Origin of the sequence: Streptomyces sp. NPDC058469 (assembly GCF_042721125.1) — a bacterium.
GTDB lineage: Bacteria > Actinomycetota > Actinomycetes > Streptomycetales > Streptomycetaceae > Streptomyces.
Genome location: NZ_JBHXME010000298.1, coordinates 1 through 6,104, shown reverse-complemented (window position 1 = coordinate 6,104; position 6,104 = coordinate 1). Strand labels below are relative to the sequence as shown.

The following is a 6,104-nucleotide window of genomic DNA, read 5'->3' as shown; positions in this document are numbered from 1 at the left end:
GCCCTGAAGGGGCCTCGTCCTCAAACGCCGGACGGGCTGGATTTTGCGGGCCTGTGCTGGGAAGGCCAGCGGGCTGGATTCGCCGGCCTGAGCCGGAAAGGCCAACAGGCTGGATTCGCCGGTCTGGGCTGGAAATGCCGGGCGGGCTGATCGTGCCGCGCGGCAGCAGAGAAGTGCGGTCTACAGAAAGAGGGCCCCGCGAGTCGTCGTTGACTCGTGGGGCCCCTCTTTTGTGCTGTGGGCCTCAGTCGTTGATGCCCTTGTTGCCGAACGCGGGGTTCAGCAGGCCGATGACGTTGATGCTGTCGCCGACGACGTTGACGGGGACGTGGACCGGGACCTGAACGACGTTGCCCGAGCCGACACCCGGGGACTTCACGGCCGCGCCGTCGGCATCGGCGTCGGCGAAAGCGGCACCGGCGGAGGCGCCGGCGGCGATACCGGCGACGGTGAGGGCCACAGCGGCCTTCTTGGCGATGTTCATGAGAAGCGTTCCTCCTGCGATTGCGTGACCGACCCGGCCGCGGGTCGTGCGCTGATCAACGCGGGCCAGGGCGAAAACGGCACGGACATGCGCGTTTGACTGCCCGTTCGGATCATTGGCGCGACAAGCCGACCAGGTGACCAGGTGACGAACGGACCGGCCTCCCAAGGAGCGCCCTGGGAGGCCGGAGGTCACTGTCGCGCGGCGACCTGCGTCAGCGGTTGACGCCCAGGTTGCCGAAGGCGGGGTTCAGGACGCCGATGACGTTCACGCTGTTGCCGACCGCGTTGACCGGGACGTGCACCGGGACCTGGACGACGTTGCCCGAGCCGACGCCGGGCGAACCGACGGCCTGGCCGTTCGCCAGGCCGTCGGCGGAGGCCAGCCCGGCACCGGCGGCTACCAGCCCGCCGGCCACCATCGTCACGGCCGCTGCCTTCTTCAGGTTCTTCACTTCTGAGCCCTCCTAGCGATCACCGCGGCAGGCGCCGCGGCACGCACTGGAGAACGGCGGAGATCGACGAAGGATGCGCCATTCGGGGGACATTCCCACGACGGTATGAATCTCAGCCCGGAACGAGACGTTCCGTGTTGCCGTCGCGCCCCGCTCACCTCGGCGGATCACCTCGTCAGACCGTGGCGTACGGCGAACAGGGCGGCCTGGGTGCGGTCCGCCAGGTCGAGCTTCATCAGGATGTTCGAGACGTGGGTCTTGACCGTCTTCTCGGAGAGCACCAGGGCGCGGGCTATCTCGCGGTTGGAGCGGCCGTCCGCGATCAGGCCGAGCACCTCGCGCTCCCGCTCCGTGAGTGAACCGCCTCGCCCCTGCCCCGAGTTGGACTCCTCCTGGGACAACAGGACGCCCGCGACCTCGGGTTGGAGCAGGATGTGGCCGGCGTGGACGGAACGGATGGCGCCGGCCAGGGCGTCCGGGTCCACGTCCTTGTAGACGTAACCGGCGGCGCCCGCGCGCAGGGCGGGGATCACCGTGCGCTGTTCGGTGAAGCTGGTGACGATCAACACGCGCGCGGGGTGGTCGAGTTCGCGGAGTCTGCGCAGGGCGTCGATGCCGTCCATGCCCGGCATCTTGACGTCCATGAGGACGACGTCGGGCTTCAACTCCTCGGTGCGGGCGACTCCTTCGGCGCCGTCGGCCGCCTCGCCGACGACCTCGATGTCGTCCTGCACCTCCAGGAAGGTGCGCAGGCCCCGGCGGACGACCTGGTGGTCGTCGACGATCAGCACCTTGATTGGGTCAGCCACCGGGGACCTCCATCTCGATCGTGGTGCCCTTTCCGGGCGCCGATTCCACGGTCAGCGTGCCGCCGACGCCGTTCGTCCGGTCGCGCATGGAGACCAGGCCGAGGTGGCGTCCGGCGCGGCGGATCGACTGGGGTTCGAAGCCGCTGCCGTCGTCGGTGACCCGTAGGACCGCTCCGCAGCCGTGTCGCTCCAGGGTCACGGCGACGTGCTCCGCGCCGGAGTGCCGCAGCGCGTTGTGCAGGGCCTCCTGGGCGACGCGCAGCAGTGCCTCCTCCTGGGCGGCGGGAACAGCTCGGAAGCCGCGGCCCGTGAAGGTCACGCGTGCGGTGTGGGCGCGGTCGAGGACCTGGATCTGGGTGCGCAGGGTGGCGATCAGTCCGTCCTCGTCCAGGGCGGCGGGGCGCAACTCGACCACTGCGGCGCGCAGTTCGTCGGCGGCCTCGGCGGCGAGCGCGGCCACCTGCTGGAGTTCGCCCTTGGCGCGGGAGGGGTCGCGGTCGACGAGGGTGGCGGCGGCCTGCGCGGTGAGGCGGAGAGAGAACAGCTTCTGGGCTACCGCGTCATGCAGTTCGTGTGCCAGGCGGGAGCGCTCCTCGGCGATGGTCAGCTCGCGGCTGCGCTCGTACAGGCGGGCGTTGGTGAGGGCGATGGCGGCGTGCTGGGCGAGGATGGAGAGCAGTTCCTCGTCCTCCTCCGTGAAGCCGCAACCGCCGTTCGGCTTGGGGCAGTTCTTGTTCGCGAGGAACAACGCGCCGATGACCTCGTCGTCGTCGCGGATGGGCAGGCCCAGGAAGTCGGACATGTCGGGGTGGGCCGCCGGCCAGCCTTCGAAGCGGGGGTCCTCGCGGACGTCGGCGAGGCGCTCGGCCTTGGCCTCGTGCAGCATCGCGGCGAGGATGCCGTGCTGGCGCGGGAGCGGGCCGATGGCCTTCCACTGGGCGTCGCTGACGCCGTCGACCACGAACTGGGCGAAGCCGCCGTGGTCGTCGGGGACGCCGAGGGCGGCGTACTGCGCGTCGAGCAGCTCGCGGGCCGAGGCGACGATCGTCTTGAGGACGTCGCGCACCTCCAGATGCCTGCTCATGGCCAGCAGCGCGGAACTCACCGCCGCGAGGCCGGACCGTGGACCTTGACTCATGTCCTCACGGTACCGGCGGGGTGTGACATCGCGGATCGGGCCGGTGACGGCCTTCGTCTGGTCCGGTGGACCTAGGGCGAAGGGCCCCGGTGGACTGCGGCCCCGGTCCGACGCGGCGGGGGCGGTCCCGTTCCTACGTTGGGGGCACGCCGACGGAGGCGTAGTGGACGAGGGGACGTGTGTGTCATGTCGGTAGCGATCATCACGGGGGCGTCCAAGGGACTGGGGCGGGCACTCGCCGAGGCCCTGGCCGCGCGCGGCTGGGACCTGGTGCTCGACGCCAGGACCGAGGGGGTGCTGAGGGAAGCAGCGGTGGCCGTCGCCGCGTACGGCACGCGCGTGGAGGCCGTTCCCGGGGACGTCACGGACGCCGTGCACCGGGCCGAGCTGGTGGCCGCGGCCGGGAAGCTGGGCGGCGTCGACCTCCTCGTGAGCAACGCGAGCGCGCTGGGCGCCGAGCCCCTCGTACGCCTTGAGGAGCTGACCCTGGACGGGCTGCGGCGGGCCCTGGAGGTGAACGTGGTGGCCGCCCTGGGCCTGGTCCAGGAGGCGCTGCCGCTGCTGCGGGCCTCGCGGGCGGGTGCGGTGATCACGGTCAGCTCGGACGCGGCGGCCGAGGCGTACGAGACGTGGGGCGGCTACGGGGCCTCCAAGGCGGCCCTGGACCATCTCGCGGCCGTGCTCGGCGCGGAGGAGCCCGGGCTGCGGGTGTGGGCGGTCGACCCCGGGGACATGGGCACGGACCTGTACGCGGCGGCCGTACCGGACGACGACGATCCCCGGCCGTCTCCGGCAGGAGTGGTGCCGGCCTTCCTGCGGCTGCTGGACGAGCGTCCGGCGAGCGGTCGCTACGGTGCACCGGCCCTGCTGGAGGAGCGATGACCGTGGCCGTGCGGGTTCCGGAGGAGTTGTCCGCGCGCGTGCCGGCCGAACAGCGTGGGCCCGGGCTCGACCGGGATGCCGTACGACTGCTCGTGTCGCGGGGTACCGAGGTGTCGCATCACGCGTTCCCGGAGCTGCCGCGGCTGCTGCGGGCCGGGGATCTGTTGGTCGTGAACACGTCGCCGACGCTCGCCGCGGCGGTGGACGGGTGGATCGGGCACGCACGCGTGGTGGTGCATTTCTCCACGTGGGGCGATGACGGGCGGTGGGTGGTCGAGCTGCGGGAGCCGGATGGAAAGGGCACCACACGCGCGCGTGCGGGCGGCCCGGCCGGCGTGGAGGTGCGGCTGCCCGGAGGGGTGCGGCTGGTCCTGGAGGAGCCGCTGAGCGCGCGGGGTGAGCGGTTGTGGTGGGGGCGGGTGTCGGGAGTGCGGGTGCCGGACCCGGGAGCAACAGGGCCGGCTGTGCCCGGGACAAGTGCGGCGGAGCCGGAAGTGGTGGGCCCGGACGTGGCGGGGGCACGGGTGCCCGGGGCGGAGTCGCCGGGCACCGGGACGCCCGGGCATGGAGGACCGGTGTCGAGCGTGCTCGCGTTGCTTCGGGAGCACGGGCGGCCCATCCGTTACTCCTATACGGAGCGGGACCAGCCCCTCTCCGTCTACCAGACGGTGTTCTCGCTGCCCACGGAGGAGGGGACGGGCAGTGCGGAGATGCCCAGTGCCGCTCGGCCCTTCACCGCGCGGCTCGTGGCGGAGCTGGTGAGTCGGGGCGTGCAGTTCGCGCCCATCACCCTGCACACCGGGGTGGCCTCGGCCGAGGTGCAGGAGCCGCCGTATCCGGAGCGGTTCGCGGTGTCGGAGGCGTCGGCCCGGTTGATCAACGCGGCCAGGGCCGGGGACGGGCGGGTGATCGCGATCGGGACCACCGCCGTGCGGGCCGTGGAGTCGGCCGCCGGGGACGACGGGGCCGTACGCGCGCGTGCGGGGTGGACGGATCTCGTCGTCACGCCGGAGCGGGGTGTGCGGGTCGTGGACGGGCTGCTGACCGGGCTGCACGAGCCGGAGGCCTCGCATCTGCTGATGCTGGAGGCGGTCGCCGGGCGGGCCGCTGTCGACCGCAGTTATGAGGAGGCGCTGCGCGGGCTCTACCTGTGGCACGAGTTCGGGGACGTGCATCTCATCCTCCCGGAGGAGGGCCCTTACGCGGTGCGTTGCTCCCGCAACTATGGGTGAGGTCGGCGCTCGACCGATGTGAGCCCGCACATAGGGCGCAGATCACGTACTAGCGGACATAGGAGATATGGGCGCCCCGCTTGAGCGGGACAGACGGTCCCGTCTGTCCCGTTTTGCCCTGGACCGGTCAACTACCCGGGATCGTACGTCACACCTTTGCCAGGGGTTTTTGCGGCCGCTAAGAATTGCAGCCGTCGCTCAGCGCCGTGGATTCCCTCCGCGGCGTTTGTGCCGGAAGCACCCGCGTCCCCGCCGGACGGTGAGCGACCTCCGCGCAATTCGAAGAGGTCCATCCGCCATGCCCAAGAACTCGAACACTCCTGGTCATAGTCGCCTGACCAAGCTGACCAGGCAGCACAAGATCGCGCTCGCCGGTGTCGCCACGCTCGGCGCCGCCGCCCTCGCCTTCTCCGCCGTGCCCAGCGACGCCGGGACGACCACGAGCGACGCCGCGACCTCGGCGAAGGTGGCGTACAGCTCGGAGCCCATCAAGGGCGTCAAGGCCAGCGTCACCGACCAGCTCGCCGGTGCCAGTGTGAAGACCGAGGCGATCCAGGCGAAGGCCGACGCGAAGGCGAAGGCGGCGAAGGCCAAGGCGGACGCCGCCGCGAAGAAGAAGGCCGCCGCCGCGGCCGCCGCCAAGAAGAAGGCGGAGGCCGCCCGCAAGGCCAAGAAGGCCGCGAGCCGCTCCACCGAGCGCGTCAAGATCCAGCCCGTCGCCGCGAAGACGTACGCCAACAACCTCAACGGCTGGATCAACCAGGCGCTGGACATCATGAAGCAGAAGGGCATCCCGGGCTCGTACAACGGCCTGTACAAGAACATCATCCGGGAGTCCTCGGGCAACCCGAGCGCCATCAACGGCTGGGACGTCAACGCGGTCAACGGCACCCCGTCGATCGGCCTGCTCCAGGTCATCCAGCCGACGTTCAACGCGTACCACGTCTCCGGTACCTCGTCGAACATCTACGACCCGGTCGCCAACATCACCGCCGCGGCCAACTACGCGGCCGACCGGTACGGCTCGATCGACAACGTCAACAGCGCGTACTGAGGCCTCCGGCGGACCTCTGGGTCACGGTATCGTCGCCGAAGGGGGGCACCC

Annotated in this window: 7 protein-coding genes; 3 read left to right on the top strand and 4 right to left on the bottom strand. The window is 71.1% G+C overall.

Going from position 1 to position 6,104, the window contains the following annotated elements; all coding sequences use genetic code 11:
* Positions 1 to 244: 244 nt before the first annotated feature.
* The 4 genes from ACFWP5_RS51505 to ACFWP5_RS51490 form a co-directional block, all read right to left on the bottom strand.
* Complete coding sequence (locus ACFWP5_RS51505; RefSeq protein WP_384174083.1) at positions 245 to 484, bottom strand: chaplin family protein; 240 nt, start codon at positions 482 to 484, stop codon at positions 245 to 247.
* Between the two features lie 214 nt (positions 485 to 698).
* The gene (locus ACFWP5_RS51500) at positions 699 to 938 is read right to left on the bottom strand and encodes a chaplin (protein ID WP_043685053.1); all 240 of its coding nucleotides are present in this window, start codon (positions 936 to 938) and stop codon (positions 699 to 701) included.
* Positions 939 to 1,105: 167 nt separating this feature from the next.
* On the bottom strand, positions 1,106 to 1,747 hold the full coding sequence (locus ACFWP5_RS51495; protein ID WP_329246968.1) for a response regulator transcription factor: 642 nt from the start codon (positions 1,745 to 1,747) through the stop codon (positions 1,106 to 1,108).
* A complete protein-coding gene (locus ACFWP5_RS51490; protein WP_384174079.1) occupies positions 1,740 to 2,885 on the bottom strand; it encodes a GAF domain-containing sensor histidine kinase in 1,146 nt (381 codons plus the stop codon). The genes ACFWP5_RS51495 and ACFWP5_RS51490 overlap by 8 nt, the downstream gene beginning before the upstream one ends.
* A 186-nt stretch (positions 2,886 to 3,071) precedes the next feature.
* Between ACFWP5_RS51490 and ACFWP5_RS51485 the strand changes: the two genes are divergently transcribed.
* The 3 genes from ACFWP5_RS51485 (at position 3,072) to ACFWP5_RS51475 (ending at position 6,053) form a co-directional block, all read left to right on the top strand.
* On the top strand, positions 3,072 to 3,767 hold the full coding sequence (locus ACFWP5_RS51485; RefSeq protein WP_384174077.1) for an SDR family NAD(P)-dependent oxidoreductase: 696 nt from the start codon (positions 3,072 to 3,074) through the stop codon (positions 3,765 to 3,767).
* Complete coding sequence (locus ACFWP5_RS51480) at positions 3,764 to 4,999, top strand: S-adenosylmethionine:tRNA ribosyltransferase-isomerase (protein WP_384174074.1); 1,236 nt, start codon at positions 3,764 to 3,766, stop codon at positions 4,997 to 4,999. Before ACFWP5_RS51485 ends, ACFWP5_RS51480 begins: the two co-directional genes overlap by 4 nt.
* 298 nt (positions 5,000 to 5,297) lie before the next feature.
* The gene (locus ACFWP5_RS51475) at positions 5,298 to 6,053 is read left to right on the top strand and encodes a transglycosylase SLT domain-containing protein (RefSeq protein ID WP_384174071.1); all 756 of its coding nucleotides are present in this window, start codon (positions 5,298 to 5,300) and stop codon (positions 6,051 to 6,053) included.
* The last annotated feature ends 51 nt before the right edge of the window (positions 6,054 to 6,104 follow it).

Bases quoted from the DNA above. Each gene is read 5' to 3' on its own strand.
- ACFWP5_RS51505 (WP_384174083.1), bottom strand. From the start codon at position 484: ATGAACATCGCCAAGAAGGCCGCTGTGGCCCTCACCGTCGCCGGTATC.
- ACFWP5_RS51490 (WP_384174079.1), bottom strand. From the start codon at position 2,885: ATGAGTCAAGGTCCACGGTCCGGCCTCGCGGCGGTGAGTTCCGCGCTG.
- ACFWP5_RS51485 (WP_384174077.1), top strand. From the start codon at position 3,072: ATGTCGGTAGCGATCATCACGGGGGCGTCCAAGGGACTGGGGCGGGCA.
- ACFWP5_RS51480 (WP_384174074.1), top strand. From the start codon at position 3,764: ATGACCGTGGCCGTGCGGGTTCCGGAGGAGTTGTCCGCGCGCGTGCCG.
- ACFWP5_RS51475 (WP_384174071.1), top strand. From the start codon at position 5,298: ATGCCCAAGAACTCGAACACTCCTGGTCATAGTCGCCTGACCAAGCTG.